The 17,300-nt window shown below is 42.9% G+C and carries 15 protein-coding genes; 5 read left to right on the top strand and 10 right to left on the bottom strand.

Annotation, left to right across the window (positions count from 1 at the left end):
* The first annotated feature begins 165 nt into the window (after positions 1–165).
* Positions 166–1,236 carry an LOG family protein gene (locus NSTC745_RS09635; protein ID WP_445636950.1) on the top strand — a complete coding sequence of 357 codons (1,071 nt, stop codon included), beginning with the start codon at positions 166–168 and terminating at the stop codon, positions 1,234–1,236.
* Between the two features lie 77 nt (positions 1,237–1,313).
* On the opposite strand, the gene NSTC745_RS09630 is transcribed toward NSTC745_RS09635, so the two are convergent.
* Positions 1,314–1,928 carry a Uma2 family endonuclease gene (locus NSTC745_RS09630; RefSeq protein ID WP_445636949.1) on the bottom strand — a complete coding sequence of 205 codons (615 nt, stop codon included), beginning with the start codon at positions 1,926–1,928 and terminating at the stop codon, positions 1,314–1,316.
* Positions 1,929–2,673: 745 nt separating this feature from the next.
* Here NSTC745_RS09630 and NSTC745_RS09625 point away from each other — a divergent pair.
* The 3 genes from NSTC745_RS09625 to NSTC745_RS09615 all read left to right on the top strand — a co-directional run bounded on the left by NSTC745_RS09625 (position 2,674) and on the right by NSTC745_RS09615 (position 6,563).
* A complete protein-coding gene (locus NSTC745_RS09625; protein WP_445636948.1) occupies positions 2,674–3,996 on the top strand; it encodes a D-alanyl-D-alanine carboxypeptidase in 1,323 nt (440 codons plus the stop codon).
* A gap of 261 nt (positions 3,997–4,257) precedes the next feature.
* On the top strand, positions 4,258–5,481 hold the full coding sequence (locus tag NSTC745_RS09620; RefSeq protein ID WP_445636947.1) for an HhoA/HhoB/HtrA family serine endopeptidase: 1,224 nt from the start codon (positions 4,258–4,260) through the stop codon (positions 5,479–5,481).
* A gap of 287 nt (positions 5,482–5,768) precedes the next feature.
* Entirely contained in the window at positions 5,769–6,563 is a 795-nt protein-coding gene (locus NSTC745_RS09615; protein WP_445636946.1) for a class I SAM-dependent methyltransferase, read from the top strand.
* A gap of 29 nt (positions 6,564–6,592) precedes the next feature.
* On the opposite strand, the gene NSTC745_RS09610 is transcribed toward NSTC745_RS09615, so the two are convergent.
* The 8 genes from NSTC745_RS09610 to NSTC745_RS09575 all read right to left on the bottom strand — a co-directional run bounded on the left by NSTC745_RS09610 (position 6,593) and on the right by NSTC745_RS09575 (position 15,359).
* Positions 6,593–7,501, bottom strand: coding sequence for an MBL fold metallo-hydrolase (locus tag NSTC745_RS09610; protein ID WP_445636945.1), 909 nt, complete (start codon positions 7,499–7,501; stop codon positions 6,593–6,595).
* 11 nt (positions 7,502–7,512) lie between these two features.
* Positions 7,513–7,896 (bottom strand): aspartate 1-decarboxylase, encoded by a 384-nt coding sequence (gene panD, locus NSTC745_RS09605; protein ID WP_096535350.1) that lies wholly within the window; start codon positions 7,894–7,896, stop codon positions 7,513–7,515.
* Between the two features lie 183 nt (positions 7,897–8,079).
* Positions 8,080–8,592 carry an inorganic diphosphatase gene (locus NSTC745_RS09600; RefSeq protein ID WP_190959630.1) on the bottom strand — a complete coding sequence of 171 codons (513 nt, stop codon included), beginning with the start codon at positions 8,590–8,592 and terminating at the stop codon, positions 8,080–8,082.
* A gap of 516 nt (positions 8,593–9,108) precedes the next feature.
* The gene (locus NSTC745_RS09595; protein ID WP_445636944.1) at positions 9,109–9,297 is read right to left on the bottom strand and encodes a hypothetical protein; all 189 of its coding nucleotides are present in this window, start codon (positions 9,295–9,297) and stop codon (positions 9,109–9,111) included.
* Positions 9,298–10,371: 1,074 nt separating this feature from the next.
* Positions 10,372–12,258, bottom strand: coding sequence for an ABC transporter ATP-binding protein (locus NSTC745_RS09590; RefSeq protein ID WP_445636943.1), 1,887 nt, complete (start codon positions 12,256–12,258; stop codon positions 10,372–10,374).
* A 774-nt stretch (positions 12,259–13,032) separates the two neighbouring features.
* Entirely contained in the window at positions 13,033–13,596 is a 564-nt protein-coding gene (locus NSTC745_RS09585) for a single-stranded DNA-binding protein (RefSeq protein ID WP_445636942.1), read from the bottom strand.
* Positions 13,597–13,894: 298 nt separating this feature from the next.
* On the bottom strand, positions 13,895–14,068 hold the full coding sequence (locus NSTC745_RS09580) for a hypothetical protein (protein ID WP_445636941.1): 174 nt from the start codon (positions 14,066–14,068) through the stop codon (positions 13,895–13,897).
* A gap of 34 nt (positions 14,069–14,102) precedes the next feature.
* Positions 14,103–15,359: an FAD-dependent oxidoreductase gene (locus tag NSTC745_RS09575; RefSeq protein ID WP_445636940.1), complete on the bottom strand. Its 1,257-nt coding sequence runs from the start codon at positions 15,357–15,359 to the stop codon at positions 14,103–14,105.
* Between the two features lie 158 nt (positions 15,360–15,517).
* On the opposite strand from NSTC745_RS09575, the gene NSTC745_RS09570 reads away from it, so the two are divergent.
* Positions 15,518–16,873: an ABC transporter ATP-binding protein gene (locus NSTC745_RS09570; protein WP_445636939.1), complete on the top strand. Its 1,356-nt coding sequence runs from the start codon at positions 15,518–15,520 to the stop codon at positions 16,871–16,873.
* Positions 16,874–16,947: 74 nt separating this feature from the next.
* On the opposite strand, the gene NSTC745_RS09565 is transcribed toward NSTC745_RS09570, so the two are convergent.
* Positions 16,948–17,178, bottom strand: coding sequence for a DUF433 domain-containing protein (locus tag NSTC745_RS09565; protein ID WP_096535342.1), 231 nt, complete (start codon positions 17,176–17,178; stop codon positions 16,948–16,950).
* Positions 17,179–17,300 lie beyond the last annotated feature (122 nt).

The raw sequence follows: 17,300 nt of genomic DNA, 5'->3' as shown, positions 1-17,300 counted from the left end.
TTTCTACTTCCAACACCAAAAGATGGGTATCTTAGCTTGAGTAATGACAAATACTACCTCAAAGCTAGTTCTGAGAATGCTAACTGCATAGCATAGGGCTATATCCCGCTTGCTAGAGTGTGAGTCGTTCACGTAAAATATAGTGCCATTGTTCCGGAAGTTCTCATGACTTCATCTGCGTCGTTTGACACGTTAGAGTCTTTACAGGCGGATATCGCTGAATTAATTGTTCGTCTACCGACATTAAAAAATCGGCAATTTATTCAGCAAGCACTTGCTACCATTGTTCGCCTTGCTGATACTGAAATTGAGCGTCTTGATTGGAAAATCTTGTCGTCTGCGCTAGCAGATATGGAGCGCGGTTTCCAGCTGTTTTATGATTACCGACACGTCCGCAAAGTGACGATTTTTGGTTCTGCCCGTCTAGCACCAGAGACACCAGAATACCAAATTGCGCTGGAGTTTGCTCGCTGTGTGACTAAATTGGGATTTATGGTGATGACTGGCGGTGGTGGTGGAATCATGCAGGCTGGTCACGAAGGTGCTGGCCGAGAAAATTCTTTTGGCTTGAACATTCAGTTACCCTTTGAACAGGAAGCCAACCCGTTTATAGAAGGCGATCCCAAGCTAATTAACTTTAAATATTTCTTTACCCGCAAGCTATTTCTCCTCAAAGAAAGTGATGCTGTAGCTTTGTTTCCTGGGGGCTTTGGCACCCAAGATGAAGCTTTTGAATGTATGACATTAAGCCAAACTGGTAAATTTGGCCCGGTACCTTTAGTTTTAATTGACCACCCTGGTGGTGATTACTGGCGCTCTTGGAGCGAATATATTGATAAGCAATTAGTTAATAAAGGTCTTGTCAGTCCTGATGACCCCAGCCTTTACACGGTGACAGACAACTTGGATGTGGCTTGCGATGCTATCACACGTTTTTACCAGGTTTACCATTCTAGCCGCTACGTAGCGAATCGATTAGTCATTCGTCTAAAGACAGATTTATCTGATGCCCAAGTCGAGCAACTGAATACTGAGTTTAACGACATTATTATTCAAGGGCGGATTGAAAAAAGTCAGGCGTTACCCCAAGAATCCCAAGATGAAACTGTTGGACTACCACGGCTGATTTTGTACTTTAATCAACGAGATTTAGGGCGCTTGTACCAGATGATTGCCGCAATTAACCAGATGGGTACTCCTTCGCTAGAAGATGCAGCACATCCAGAAAGAAAGTAAGGTTTATGGGTGGAAAATCCACCCCCAAGCCAATATTTTTAACGTTGGAAAAATAAATTTGTGTAGGTTCAAATAAATTAGTTAGCCGCATCAAAAATTTGCTGGGCAGTTAAATTTAATTCGGGAAAGGTTTGTGATGAAATTGGGGTGTTCCCTTGAAAGGGATTCATTTGATATTCATCATCAACTAATTCGCATACAAAAATAGTAGGTTGTTTGGGATTGCCGATGAACTTTCTTGCGCCTAGTGCAGCATAATCAGCAATCCAATATTCGCGAATTCCCATTTGTTCGTAATTCCCAAGTTTATTGTAATAATCATCTCGCCAGTTGGTTGAAACAACCTCAACCACCAAAGGAACCGATGCTGCTTGGCTTACTGTTGATTGTTTTTGAAAAAGGGGTTCATTGTCGAGATTATCAAGATTTAACAGCAACACATCAGGCGAATAAGCCGAATCGGCAGAAGGAGTTTTAACTAATGCGGTTTTGGGAATTCCGTAGGGTAGATTAAGACGATCGAATTCGACAGTTAGCTTTCTGGTTATAAATCCTATAACTTTTTCATGCTGTCCAGTTTGGGCGAAGATTTCAACAATTACTCCATTGTGCAATTCATAACGTTTGCCATCATTGGGATACCATTCGACAAATTCATCGAAGGTGACTGATTTAGGCAAGGCTTGGGTCATAATCTGACCTCCATATTTATTTTAATCATCAAAAAATTCACAATATTTTTTTGCTATTTAATTAAGTTTTAATATAGCAATTTTATCAAAACATTTAGCAGTAATAATTCAGAATTTTGTAATTCAATTATGCACAGATGGTAGCTGAACAAATAAGTTTAATTTGCTCGCAAAATCGTTTGCTTAATGATGGCAGGACTTACGCAAAAATCAAGAAAAAACGTAGACGCAAAGCGGCTTGCCACAGGCTACCGCAAAGGACGCAAAGGACGCAAAGAAATAAGAGTTTCAGAGAGTTTTTGCGTAAGTCATAGATGGAATTGGTGACTTTGTAGCGAAGCCATCCCCATTTTTCCACATTTAGTGAAAAGTTAAATTGTAGGGCAGACGATCGCCACAAATTACCAACTATTCCACGACTTTTTAATTCGTGCTGCTTGTTCTCATAGATGGCGATCGCACTTAGAAAAAAACTATAGATAAATTATTGTCAAAATTAACCTAAAAAATTATGCAATATGGCAATCCAATTCGCTCTGCCTCCTTTATACTGGCTTCAAGAGCCGTGACTCTTGTAGTCGGTCTTTTTTTGGTAAAAGACGTGACAAAAATACGGTAATTTAACCTACTTCCAAATGAGAATAATACCGTTTATTATGGCTCAATCCCGATCGACCTAAAAAAGCGTGTATATTAGCACAGTAAATAATACATAACATCCTAAACAAACATAGAGGAATAAAATATGCTGGAAATACTGGGTTCAGGTTTGGTGTCTCTTTGGCTAGAAATGGCTGGGGTACACATCAAGCCTCTAGATGCTTTAGATGCATTGGCTTGGCAAAGTAGCCCTGGCTTGGTTCTTGCCCCCGATCCGAATCCAGCTGGGGCAACTACGGTACAGGTATATCTCAAAGAATTAATCTCAACCAAGGTCGTAGGGCAAAATCTGGCTGAGAGTCAGGGGATTTGGATGCAGTCAGGGCCGATGCTGATGGCAAATCACCAAGGCACAACAGCTTTACCAGCTGCCTCTTTAACTAAAATTGCGACTTCATTAGTTGCACTGAAAACCTGGGGGCCAGACCACCAATTCGATACTTTAGTCAGTGTCAACGGGCCAATGGTAAATGGCGTTGTGCAAGGTGATTTGGTAATTACTGGTGGCGGCGATCCGATGTTTGTTTGGGAAGAAGCGATCGCCCTTGGTAATACTCTCAATAAATTGGGCATTAAGCAAGTAAAGGGAAATTTGGTAATTACTGGCAATTTCGCCATGAATTTCCAACGTCAGCCGATGCTGGCTGGTTTAATCCTCAAGCAAACATTAAATTCTGCGACTTGGGGTCGCCCTGCTAATTACATATACTCAATCATGCCCAAGGGAACGCCCAAGCCGAAAGTCGTAATTGCGGGTGCTGTGAAATTTGAGGCACAACCAAACCCCCGACAAACTTTGTTAGTGCGCCATCGTTCCTTACCCTTGAAGCAGCTGCTTAAGGAAATGAACGTTTATAGCAACAATGATATGGCAGAGATGCTGGCAGAGTCAGTGGGAGGAGCCACTGTAGTACAATCTACTGCTGCTTATCTTGCTAGGGTACCGCAATCGGAAATTCAGTTAATTAATGGTTCTGGGTTGGGGCCAGAAAATCGTATTTCCCCTAGAGCTGTTTGTTCTATGCTCATGGCTATTCAAGGGGAAGCAAGTACTCATCAATTGAATTTAGCTGACTTATTTCCCATGTCTGGATTCGATCGCCGAGGAACATTGCACTCCAGACACATCCCCTCCGCTACTGTAATTAAAACAGGCACTCTCCGCGATGTCAGCGCTTTGGCCGGAGTCATGCCTACCCGCGATCGCGGTTTGGTTTGGTTTGCTATCATCAACCGCGGTACAAATGTCTGGGGTTTACGTACTGGACAAGACCAACTCTTGCAACGCGTTGTCCAGCAATTACAAGTACCTCCAACTGTTCCCGCTGCTTTGACTCCCCACTCAGCCATCAACTCTTTACCCCAGTTAGGCGCAACCAGTCGCAATGAGATTTTATTCCCAAGTTAGTTAATTTAGAATTCAGAATTCAGAATTCAGAATTCAGAATTTTCCTGCTTGGGTGATAACCGAACTTGTAAAGTGTAAATCCCCATAATAGCTTTTGGGGTAAATTTTCCATTAATTTGATTAAAGTAGCTTGCAAAATGCCCTAATCTTGATTGCGGCTCAAGCAAGCAAAACAAAAGCCAAGTCAAATTTGTAAAAATAATCGTAAATAGATTTGTCACGACTAAGTAACAATTAAGCTTCTAAATTTAGGTTGTGATTATGCGATTTCCCAAATTACCCAGGTCTATGCGTCAGTTCGGCACTCATGTATTAGCGATCGCACTAGGAGTTATACTCACTATCAGCACATTACAGGTGTTGCCCTCCCAAGCCGAACCTGCGCCCATTGCGCCTGCTGTGGATAGTTCAGAAATCATTGCCCAACGACAATCACCAGCGACTTCCGCCATCGGTAGCAGTAGCTTTGTCACGGCAGCAGTAAATCGTGTGGGCACAGCAGTCGTCCGTATTGACACTGAGCGTACAATTACTCGCCGCATCGATCCATTTTTTCAAGACCCCTTTTTCCGTCGCTTTTTTGGCGATGGTTTGCCCCAACAGATACCTTCTGAACAGCAGTTGCGCGGTTTAGGTTCCGGTTTCATTATTGACAAGAGCGGGTTAGTTTTAACTAATGCTCACGTGGTGGATAAAGCTGATAAGGTAACAGTCCGGCTCAAAGATGGGCGCACCTTTGAAGGCAAAGTTCAAGGGATTGATGAAGTCACCGATTTGGCAGTAGTTAAGATTAACGCTGGTAACGATTTACCAGTGGCGCCCTTGGGTTCTTCGAGTAGCGTACAGGTAGGAGACTGGGCGATCGCAGTTGGTAATCCTTTGGGATTTGATAACACTGTTACCTTAGGAATTGTCAGTACCCTCAAACGTTCCAGCGCCCAAGTCGGTATTAGCGACAAACGTTTGGACTTTATTCAAACAGACGCCGCCATTAACCCCGGTAACTCTGGGGGGCCGCTGTTAAATGGACGAGGTGAAGTAATTGGTATCAACACAGCCATTCGCCCTGACGCAATGGGTATTGGGTTTGCCATTCCCATCGATAAAGCCAAAGCGATCGCATCTGCGCTGCAACGAGATGGCAAAGTTGCTCACCCTTATTTAGGCGTGCAAATGTTGACCTTGACACCAGAACTTGCCAAGCAAAATAACACCGATCCCAATTCTCCTATTCAGATACCAGAAATTAATGGTGTTTTTGTTATGCAAGTTATTCCCAATTCGCCAGCCGCATCTGGTGGTATCCGACGCGGGGATATAATTGTCCAAGTCGATGGTAAACCAATTACCAGCGCCGAACAATTGCAAAATCTTGTAGAAGACAGTCGCCTCGGTCAAGTATTACAAGTCAAAGTACAACGAGGCGATCGGACACAGCAAATTTCAGTACGCACAGGTGAATTGCAAAACGCTTCTGAAGGGTAAGATAGTCGATTTCAATTAAAGTAGGGGCGCACAGCCGTCATTGGTGTCGACTTCAGCTCAAACTGTTGCTCGACAATCGTTTTACCCCACCCCCAGCCCCTCCCCTTGCCAAGGGGAGGGGAGGTTTTGCGTCAGCAAAGCCGGGGTGGGGTAACGCGGATCTTGATGGTAAGTGAGTAGAACTCGCTCATCACGTTTTGATTGGGGTTTCGCGTTAAGTTGGCACCAATGCACAGCCCTGCGCCCCTACAACGTGTTTGTTATATCAAATTTAAGTTAAACAAATTATGTTCATTTTAAAAGAGGCGATCGCTTGTCCTCTTTGCGATCGACCTTTAGCTGAAACTCCACAGCAGTGTGATACGTGCCAAAATTACTTTCAAAACGAACTCCAAAAAACACCTTCATTGTTGATGGATCTAACTCCTGAGGCGGCATATAAACAGATAGAAGCCAATGCTATTAAAACAAAACCTTTACGCACAGAATTATTCCGTTATCCCGTAATTTCTTTTTTCTATGAACGCATCCTACCGCCAATTTGGGCAGCAGGACTACGTAACCTTGGCGGTATTGATGTAGAGTTCGCCCAATGTACAGAATTTTTTGGTGAAAACCCTGGAATCGTAGCAGATATTAGTTGTGGCACAGGCATTATGGCACGACGTTTAGCACTGCTGGGCAAGTGCAAGCAGATCCTTGCTGTAGATTATTCGGAGAAAATGCTGTCACAATTAGAACAACAAATGAAACGAGATGGCATATCAGCGTCTGAAATCGTAATCATTCGTGGCGATGTTGAAGCACTACCCTTGGCATCAGATTCTATAGATGCGATTTATGCTGGAGCCGCAATGCATTGCTGGCCTAATGCCGAAGAAGGAATTCGCAACATTTACCGAGTGTTGCGTAGCGGTGGCAAATTGTTTGCGACTACTTTTCTCAAGCCATTTCCGAGCATTGTTTTTCGCTTCTTTTCTGTAGACGAACTCCGGCATATTTTACTCACAGCAGGGTTCAATTCAGACTGCGTGCAGGTAGAAGCTCGTGGACTTTATGGAATCATCCGATGTATTAAGTAGTCATTAGTTCAAAACCAATGCCCAATGCCCTATGCCCTATGCCGAACAACCACTACTAGACCTTCACGAGCTAGTAATGCTTCAGGAAAGGCAGATTTCACATCAGCTTGAACTTTGTCAAGAAAATCATCATGGTCATCTGGGTGATGATGAGAAATGGCTAATCGTCTAACCCCAGCATTAAGAGCTACATTGACTGCAACTTGCCAGAGTAAATCAGCAGAGTCATGGTCGTGAGATGTTGGAGGGGTGTAGGTGGCATTAGCAATCAACAAGTCAACGCCTTGAACGAACTGTAAAATCCGCTCTAGTTCCGCTTGTTCTGCATTTTGGTGTAAATCTGTGACGTAGGCAACACTATATTCCTGCCAACTAACTCGGTAGCCGATTGACCGCTGAGTTTGATTGATTAATGCAGTTGTAATAATCACATCATCTAGCTTTACGTCGCTGTCTGGAGTGAGATTGTAAAACTGTAATTCCGACTGCATTAGCTGTAAAGGGTATGGAAAGTGCGGTTGGAGCATCTGGTCGCACAGACATTGTTTAATTGAGGCACTATTTGATGCAGCTGTGCCGTAAATATGGAAGCAATTTTCGGGAATAAATGCGGGAGCAAAAAACGGAAACCCTTGAATACGATTTGATTGCGAATTGGTGAAAAATAAATAAGCTTCTAGTGGTTCTTGTACTTCTTGCCAAGTTTTACCAAGTATTCGTAAGCCAGTACCGCCGTCAAAAATCAAGCGTTTTCCGGCTACATGCATTTCTACACAAGCGGTATTACCACCATAACGACTGGTGTTCTCGCTGGGAGTGGGAATTAAACCCCTTACACCCCAGAATTTTACTAGAAACTGACCTGCTGGACTATTGAGCAGGCTAGTTGACTTTTGAGGTATGTAACTCTGGGAACCCGACAACTCAAAATTAGACATTTTTTTTGAAATTAGACCTTACTGAGCAGGTCATCATAGCGCCGCACTTCTAAGAGTCTGTTGTTTTCGTCCACAATGACTACTGTAGGTGAGTAGCTTTTTAACTCCTCTGGAGTGAACTGCCCGTAAGTCATTATAATCAAGCGATCGCCAATAATGCCTAGACGTGCCGCAGCCCCATTTAATTCAATTACTCCTGAATGCGCTGGAGCCGGGATCGCATAAGTAATAAAGCGCTCGCCATTGGCATTATTCACCACTTGCACTTGCTCATAGGGTAAGATGCCAGCTTTTTCTAAGAGGATGCGATCGATACTGATACTACCCACATAGTTGATATTCGCCCCAGTGAGGGTGCAGTTATGAATTTTTGCCAAAAGGAGAGTGCGCTGCATTTTGATTTGGAGTTGGTGGCAGTTTTAGGAGCTGTAAAAAGCGAAAGTTATCAAAGGTGAGAAGTTGGGAGTTATGAGTTATAAATCAGAAGTGAGGAGTTATGAGTGAGGAGTGAGGAATAAAAATTCATAACTCTTAACTCCTAACTCCTAACTCCTAACTCTTAACTCTTAACTCTTCTATTATGCTTTATAAGCTTTGACGGATTTTTCGACTAAAGCTGCAACCTTATCTACATCTTGCCAGCCGAGAATTTCAGTTACTTTTTTTTCCAAATTTTTATAACTACGGAAAAATTCAGCAATTTCATCCAAACGGTGTGGTGCTATGTCTTTAAGGGATTTGACTTGAGCGTAGCGTGGGTCTTTGTCTGGAACACAAAGAATTTTTTCATCGCGATCGCCTCCGTCAATCATCTCCAAAAAGCCAATTGGCCGGGCGGCAATAATACAGCCTGGAAAGGTTGGCTCATCAACGATCACCATCCCATCTAAGGGATCGCCATCATCAGCCAAGGTATTCGGTACAAAGCCGTAGTCATAGGGATATTTGACTGACGAATAAAGTACTCGGTCTAAAGCAAAAGCTTCCAGTTCCTTGTCATATTCGTATTTATTTTTACTGCCGCCTGTGATTTCAATCAGAACGTTGATCAGGCCTGGTTTTGGTTGGGCAGGAATACGAGATAAGTCCACAAAAAACTCCTCTGATAACGGTAGATTATGGGGGCACTCAGCTTCGCTCCCCGTGTAGAATTTTAGGGCAATATGGATCTCTTCCCAAGAGATTGGGCATTGGGTATGGGAAAAGGGAAAGGGGTATGGTTCGACCCTTCTCTACGAGAGGCTTCGCCAACGACAAAGCTCAGGACAGGCAAGCTCACCAACCGGGGAAAAGGGGAAAGATTAAATTTATTCCTTTTCCCTTTTCCCTTTAACCTTTTCCCCTGCCTCAAAAGCCTCTGCCTCCATACCTTCATTTACTTAAAGAATGGAAAAAGCGTTGCGAATAAACTTCGCAACGCTTTTTTCAAGAGGTATTATGGATATACGCTTTGTAAGAGTTAAAGCATTTAGGGCATAAACCGCTCCTAATCGCAGGACAAGCAGACTTTTAAGCCTATTGCCTGCTATACAACACTAGGACAAAGTGAGCTTGAGTCAAACAGTGTTAAACATTAGCGCCCATTGTTTAGTGCTGCATTTTGTTTGTTAATCTTTAGTTTGTTGTAGGTTTTCGATCGCGGGTTGATGGTTATTTTGAACATTATTTGAAGAATAGTGCCCGATGACAAATACGGGTAAGGTAAGAGTCAACAGAGCGATCGCGGTTCCCACTATGTCTGCCAACCTGTGTGAGTATGTGTCGGCAGAACTGGCAGACGGACTATTTGAATTCATACAATATTGAAGTTATTCGGATCGTTGTGTAGGTTTACTCTCAAAACAGAGTTTTGATGTTATTTTAGCTAGTTTTAAACTGTTGGATGTGCGGCATTAAAGTAGCTAAACCACTTTTATAACTGTCATAATAGCGATTTTATACATTCATTTTTAATACCAAGTTACACAAAAATACATCATGTTGGATTTGGCGATCCATATTTTCAATTCTTTATCTATGTTGTCTAATTAACTGCATACGCATAGTCTTTACTAGCAGAATTATAGATTACATTTTTTCGCTGCTTAAAGATTAATTAGATAAACCTATCTTTTAGATACTTCGTAATTATAACATCCTCCAACGCCTTCGATCCGTTTATCTTGATATAATTACTAATTTGTGATATGGGATACAAAACTCCGAAAACAGTGATAGATATTGGTAGTTTTCGATTGTTCTATATTAGTTACACGTAAAAATATTTGACACCAGAGAAAAAACGGTAGCAAATAATTTTTAACATTATTCATAGTTACCGAATAAATACAGATATATCATCTGTCTGATGTAGGATAAATTCAGTGATATCACTAAATCAATATTTTCTAATTTAAATTCCTAATTATTTTTCTAAGCTCTGCAAATTTGTCATCTACATTTAGGTAGAAATCAAAAGTAATAGATTTAAATTTAGGTTAATTTTAGGTTAAAATTTTTGTCTCTAATGCAACCGTATTGGCTCATAATCCAAATTTGAAAAAAGAATGTGACTGATGGATTCCCACAAGCCATACACCGAAAGCAATTCAATGCGTCTTGAAAAGCTTTAATGCCTGTAGCAAACCCTTCGGGTAGTCGCTTATGGCGGCAACCCCCTACGTACCCGTCGCTGCTTCACCGCAAAGTGTGTACGCCGATTCGTCCTTGAGGTTCCCGTTCGCTTTTAGCGTTTCCTAGAGAAGAGAAGGGTAGCTGGCAATATCCTTGGTGTTAAGCTTTTTTCCTCCCCTGCCTTCTGCCTCCTGGTTACTGAGCGCAGTCGAAGTATGCCCCCTGCCTTAGCCCAACTACAATTATTTATGTCGTACTTATAACGCCCTTAGTTGGCGATTTCGCACGCGTTCGGGACTTCCAGTAGGAATTGCAGCAATTAATTTTTGTGTGTATTCTTCTTTGGGTTCTTGGTAGATGCTTTCGGCTGTGCCTTGTTCGACAATTTGACCGCGATTCATGACTAAAATGCGATCGCTCATGAATTTCACTACGCTTAAATCGTGAGAAATAAAAATATAAGTCAGCTGAAAATCTGACTGCAATTCTTTAAGAAGATTTAATACTTGTGCTTGTACAGAAACATCCAGCGCTGAAACTGATTCATCGCAAATAATAAATTTGGGATTTAATGCCAAAGAACGCGCTATACAAATTCGCTGGCGTTGACCGCCAGAAAATTGATGGGGATAGCGGTTCATTGCATCTGCACTTAAACCCACCCGTTCTAAAAGTTCGGCTACTCGTTCGCGTCGTTGTTGTTTTGTCTTACCAACGGAGTGAATTAATAACGGTTCCATCACCGCATCGCCAACTTTCATCCGTGGGTCGAGGGAACTAAAAGGATTTTGGAAAACTATTTGCATTTCCCGCCGCAGCTTTTGTAACCGTTCTCCTTTGAGGTTGGTAATATCTTGTTTGTCAAAGATAATCTGACCGCTCATCGGTTCGATTAATCGCAGCAAAGTTCTACCAAGGGTCGTTTTGCCACAACCAGATTCTCCCACTAATCCCACCGTTTCCCCTGGTTTGACATTAAAGGAAACGCCATTGACTGCCATACTGTAACGTTTTGTACCACCAAATATCCCACGTACTGGAAAACCAACTTTTAAGTTGCGAATTTCCAACAGGGGTTGCTTGTCCTCCAAGTTTACTAATCTTGCAGCAATCTCTTGGCTGGTAACCTGTGGAGGTTGTATGGGTTCCTTTGCCTGAATTACTAGTTGTCCCGTTGGTGTTTCTTGGACACTCATGTAGTCGGAAACGGTGAGTAATTTTTGGGGACGGCGGTCAAGGGTGGGACGACAGGCTATCAAGCCTTTAGTATATGGATGCTGGGGATTGCTAAAAATTTGGTCAGAAGTACCAGATTCGACAACTTTGCCTTTATACATTACGGCTACTTGGTCAGCGATTTCGGAAATTAGCCCCAAGTCGTGGGTGATGAAAATCATCGCCATGTCACGGCTTTGCTGCAATTCTCGCAACAATTCCAAAATTGTGGCTTGCACTGTCACGTCCAAGGCTGTGGTTGGTTCATCGGCGATTAATATTAATGGGTTGCAAGAAATTGCCATTGCAATCATCACCCGTTGCAACTGACCCCCAGAAAGTTGATGCGGGTAGCGTTCCAGCATGGCTTCTTTGTGTTCTTTAACCAACTTTGCCAACTTTGGCGTATCTGGTTTCGATGAATTGGCGTTGGTTTGATGCCAAGTTTCGATATACTGTTGTTGGATATCTTCATCGCTAGGTAAAAGTTTTACCTCTTGCAGACCTGCGATCGCAATTTGTTTGGCTTCTGCGGCTGAGACATTTTGATGCCGCATAATCGCCTCTGTGAGCTGAAACCCAATGTTATAAACTGGATTGAGGGAACTCATCGGTTCTTGGAAAATCATGGCAATGTCGCCGCCACGGTGTAGCTGCATTTCTTCAGGCGACAATTTTACTAAATCTATGGGGTTGCCGTTCTCCTGAGGACGAAACCAGATTTCACCGCCAGCCACTCTACCGGGAGTCTGCAACAAACCCATCACAGCTAAGGATGTGACTGATTTTCCACTTCCTGACTCTCCTACTATTCCTAGAGTCTCACCTCGACGCAATTCAAAGGAAATACCATCCAAAGCTCTGACGATATTGCCATCACCGGGAAATTCAACTTGGAGATTGCGAACCTCTAGGACAGTTTCTCTCATAGGAGTTGGGTAGGGATTTTAACTGAAAATTATTTGGATTTTAGCAGTAGTTTTGATGAGTATGTCAGTTTTTCCACTGCTGACATCATACTTTCCACAATATACCTCTTGCAAAAGTGCTTTTTGCAAGAGATGGGAAAAGGGACTCATGTTAAAGGGGAAAGGGAAAATCCCAACCTTTCCCTCTTTCCCCTTCCCCTTTTCCCGACTTCTGCAAGAAGTCTAATATACACGCATTTGCAATGTAGAACTGCTTAGAATTTGCCCAAATTGCGATCGCCTCATGGTATCCTCTGTTTTCATTTCAGTGTTTACATCACTTGCCACCACGAACAAAACAGCCAGGAGAGCAAATCCGTAAATTGGTTAAAGACTTATTATTTAGACTGACGCAAAGACACCGAATGCAGGGACGCAAAGAGATTTTAATCACAAGTGATTAGGCGGACATGATATTAAGTAAGTGAACACAATTATTTAGAAGACGCATTTCGACCTTTCTCTACGAGAGGCTTCGCCAACGGCAAGCTCAGGGCATCGCTGCGCTCAATGCTCGAACCTTGAGAAAATGAGGGTTGAGCGAAGTCGAAACCCGGCAACCTCAAGTTAAGTTTAATTTAGTCCTTCTACTTACTAGGGATTTATAGTGAAGTTTTGCAAACGCAGATAAAAAAATAGCACATCCTCAAGGATGGCTATTTGTAAAAATTATTTAATCGTAATACTTGCTGCTACGTATGTTTAGCAAATTAAATACACCCAAAACTACGAATTTTAGAACGGAATATCATCTGGGTCTGGTTCTTCTTGTTTCACCGCTGGGTAAGTGGTTCGCTCGTAATTTGCAGGTTGGGGTGTGGGTTCGTAATTTGCTGGGGGAGTAACGCCAACGGGTGCTGGGGTAGGCGCTGGACGTTGTGACTCGTAAGTGGAAAAATTTGTCTCTGGGGGACGAGATGGTGATGGTTGTCGTGGTGGAGTTTCGGTAAATGATGGAGTTGCGTTTGAGGAGAAGGATGTGGTATTAAAACTAGCTCCAACAGATTGAATTTGTTGTACTGTTAATTCAGCGCGTTTTTCTTTAAAACCTTCTTGACGCTCAACAGTATTCATAGTTAAACGCCCTACGAGAATAACGCGATCGCCTTGGTGATAGTTTTGCTGAATTTCTGTTGCTAAATTGCCCCAACCTACAACTTTCAGTGTAGCTGGCGGATCTTCTGGTTTCTGCGAATTAGGAAATTGTACTAACATTTCCGTAACTCCCAGATTATTATCTGCTGTGTAGCGCAGTTGCGGCTCGTTAATAATTTCCGCCATTAAAACGCAGCTGTTCATTAAAATTCCTCCTGTCTGAAAAATAGGGAGTGGGAAATGCGTAGAGACGCGATTAATCGCATCTGTATAAAGTCGGGAAGATTCATTTTGTTGAGTTGTGTGTGGGATTTACCCATAAATAACTGATTGCAAAAAGTGGTTCTTCAAAAAGAAGGGGTTTTTCTATATAGTGCCAATTAATATGAACAAGAATTCAGAACTCAGAATACAGAATTTAGAATTACTCTTCATGGATGATTGGGACTCGCTACCTAAAAGACCATAAAATTGAAAATTAGTTTAGTATTTCACCTTTGATTCATTTAGCAGGAGCTACAAATTCAATTCTGACTCCTGAATTCTGAATTCTGAATTCCATTTTTAGCATAAAAGCCAAGCGATCGCCTTGAACAGCATTAGGTATGCTGTTCGCCGCCTCCGCCTGACTGTGATGAGCATTGAATTCTGCATTTGAGTAGTATGATTGTACCATCCATCCCTAACATATCAAAAATTCTCAGCAAAAATTAAGTTTTGACGCGAACGGGAAAAACACCCAAGCCAATTAACCTTGCTGGGAGGTCGCGCAAAATGGGCAAGCGCAAAAATCCAGGTGGTACAAACGTCTCATTTGAACTAAGAACAGGGGCAAATACCCGCTTTTGGACAAAAGTTTGAAATGCCTGAATGATGCGTGTGGGCAACTCCCGTTGATGCTGTACTTTTGCGAGGTCGCTAAGTTGTACTTGTCGGTTCTTGAGTGGTTTGCTGAGTACATTCGCCGCCACTACAGCATCTTGAATTGCATAGTTAATGCCAACTCCGCCAACTGGAGACATGATGTGTGCGGCATCGCCGATGAGTAATAATCCTGGATGATACCAGCGTTTAACGCGACTAGATTCGACTGAGAGAAAGGCTACTTGCGACCAATCATGCAAATTTGCGATACGTTGCTGGAATTCCGGCACCACTTCAACAATAGATTTTTTTAAGTCCTCCAAACCCGCAGCCCGTAGTTTTTGATAGCCGCCTTTAGGAATCACATAGGCAACTTGCCACTCATCGCCACGGTCAAGCATAGCAATTATGTGTCCTTGGCCAAAGCGCCCCATTCCCCCCTCTGGATCTTGTGGCTGACGGGGTAGGCGGAACCAGAGAACATCCATTGGTGGCGAGGTTTCAACGGACTCAAATTCACCCAGGTTTCGTAAACGCGAGTGACGGCCGTCCGCACCAACCGTCAGCATTGCCCGGACTTCATGCCAACCACCGCCTCCCCGATAGCGGACGCCCTGAATCGCGCCATTTTCGGTAATTAATTCCTGGACATTCGCACCCATTACTAGATGGTAACTAGGATATTTTTGAGCTTCTTGGGTGATGAACTCCAGAAATTTCACCTGAGGAAGCATCGTAATGTAAGGGTAGTGGGTTTTTAGATGACTAAAATCAGCTAATGTCACAGCATCTTTAGGAGTTTGAATACTCAGGCGGCGGATTTTGGTATGGGGAATTTGTAGCAAAGCTCTACTTAATCCCAATTCTTCCATAATTTCCATCACCGAAGGATGAATTGTATCGCCACGAAAATCGCGATCGAAGTCTTTGTGTGCTTCCAATAGCATCACAGAAATCCCTTGACGCGCCAACAACAAGGCTAATACAGCCCCGGCTGGCCCTCCACCGACAATGCAACAATCTGTGGTTTGTACGTCTACAATGTCATGAGCAGAGTTAACGTTTGGATCTTGAGAAGAATTAGCAGGTATATGGGTAGTCATCACAACACCTCCTGACAGCCCTAAAATTCAGGGTAGTTTGCTTTTTATGGTGTAAGCTATTTTTTTAACTTTTCGTATTCACATAATTAGTCATTGGTCATTGGTCATTAGTCCAATGCCCCATGCCCAATTCCCAATTCTTAATCAAATAATTAGTTGTGGCAGAAGTTATTTTAGAAAACGTTTATAAAAGTTTTTCCCCGCGTCAAGGGGAAAGTGCGACCCCAAAAACTCAATCCCCACTCAAAGGAGGGGAAAAAACTGATGCAAGCCGAGAACGTGCAGAAAGCATCAATGTTTTACGGCGGATTAACTTGACCATCCCAGATGGGGAATTTATGGTGCTGGTAGGGCCTTCTGGTTGTGGCAAAAGCACCTTGCTGCGGTTAATCGCTGGTTTGGAGGTGATGACTGGAGGTAATATTTGGGTAGGCGATCGCTTGATTAATGATTTACCACCTAAAGAACGCGACATCGCGATGGTATTCCAAAATTACGCCCTTTATCCCCACATGACGGTGTATGACAACATTGCTTTTGGATTACGGCGCAGGGGAAGCAAGGGAGCAGGGGAGCAGAGAGAAGTCCGAGCGGAGGCTTCCTCCGATCGGAACTTCGGAGGGAGCAGAGGAGAAAATACTCCCTATTTTCGGACGTGGGCTGAAAATCTTCTCGTCGGGGCGACAAGAAAGTTACCTAAAGGACTGCGTTATATTTCTGACAAAGAACGGGCTGTAGACGAGCAGGTGCGTAGTGTTGCCCAACTTTTACAAATTGAAACATTGCTGAAACGGTTGCCCAAGCAGCTATCAGGGGGGCAAAGGCAACGGGTTGCGTTGGGAAGGGCGATCGCGCGAAATCCCCAAGTATTCTTAATGGATGAACCGCTTTCTAACTTAGACGCCAAATTGCGGGCAGAAACCCGCGCCCAAATTGTGAAATTGCAGCGTCAACTGGGGACAACCACGATTTACGTGACCCACGACCAAACCGAAGCGATGACAATGGGCGATCGCATTGCGATTATGTCTGAGGGTAAAATTCAGCAAGTCGATTCTCCATTGGAAATTTACAATCATCCTGCAAACCTTTTTGTTGCAGAGTTCATTGGTTCGCCACCGATGAATTTTATTCCTGTAAAATTTCATGCCCCGCTATTAATTACTCATTCCCAATTTCGTTTAACGCTTCCAGAAATTTGGGCAAAAGCCTTACAAAAATATGATGGGAAAACTTTAATTTTAGGTATTCGTCCAGAACACTTAAATTTGAGTTTACCTGCTACAAAAAATTTACCAGTGCAAGTGGATTTAGTAGAAAATTTAGGTAACGATTCCTTTCTGTGTGTGAGGATTGCTGAACCTGGTTCTCAACCTAGTCCTACAAACAACTATCTTCAAGTGCGAATACCACCAGAGCGATTTGTGCAAGTTGGCGAACAACTTTGGTTATCCTTAAATCCAGAGAAAATCCACTTTTTTGACCCTGAAACTGAGTTGGCGATATTTACCTAAAACTATCCGCGTCTAATTGGTAAAATACGAACTCTGGATTGGGTTCGATCGACAGTTCATATCAATCAAAATTTTCATGCACTTGTGAGAGGAACTTCAATCTCTTCAGCCCGCCACGCAGCATACGCAAGTGCTTCATAGATGTCGGCTTCTTCAAGATAAGGATATGCTTTGAGAATCTCACTATTACTATGTCCAGACGCCATTAAGCCGACAATAGTACCAACAGTAACACGCATTCCCCGAATACAGGGTTTGCCGCCCATCACTTCAGGATTGCGAGTAATTCTAGTAAGATTTTGCATAATTGTTGTAGAGTGCGAGTAAAGTTATGAGATTGAAAAGTCAAAAATGGCTGTGTCAATCTTTTTTATTATCGAACTTTCATCACCTTATAAGTAAGTGGACATAATTATTTAGAAGACGC

The sequence above is a fragment of the Nostoc sp. DSM 114161 genome, from assembly GCF_052692665.1.
The sequence above is the reverse complement of the archived record's forward strand: the minus strand, read 5'-3'. Positions and strand labels throughout refer to the sequence as shown.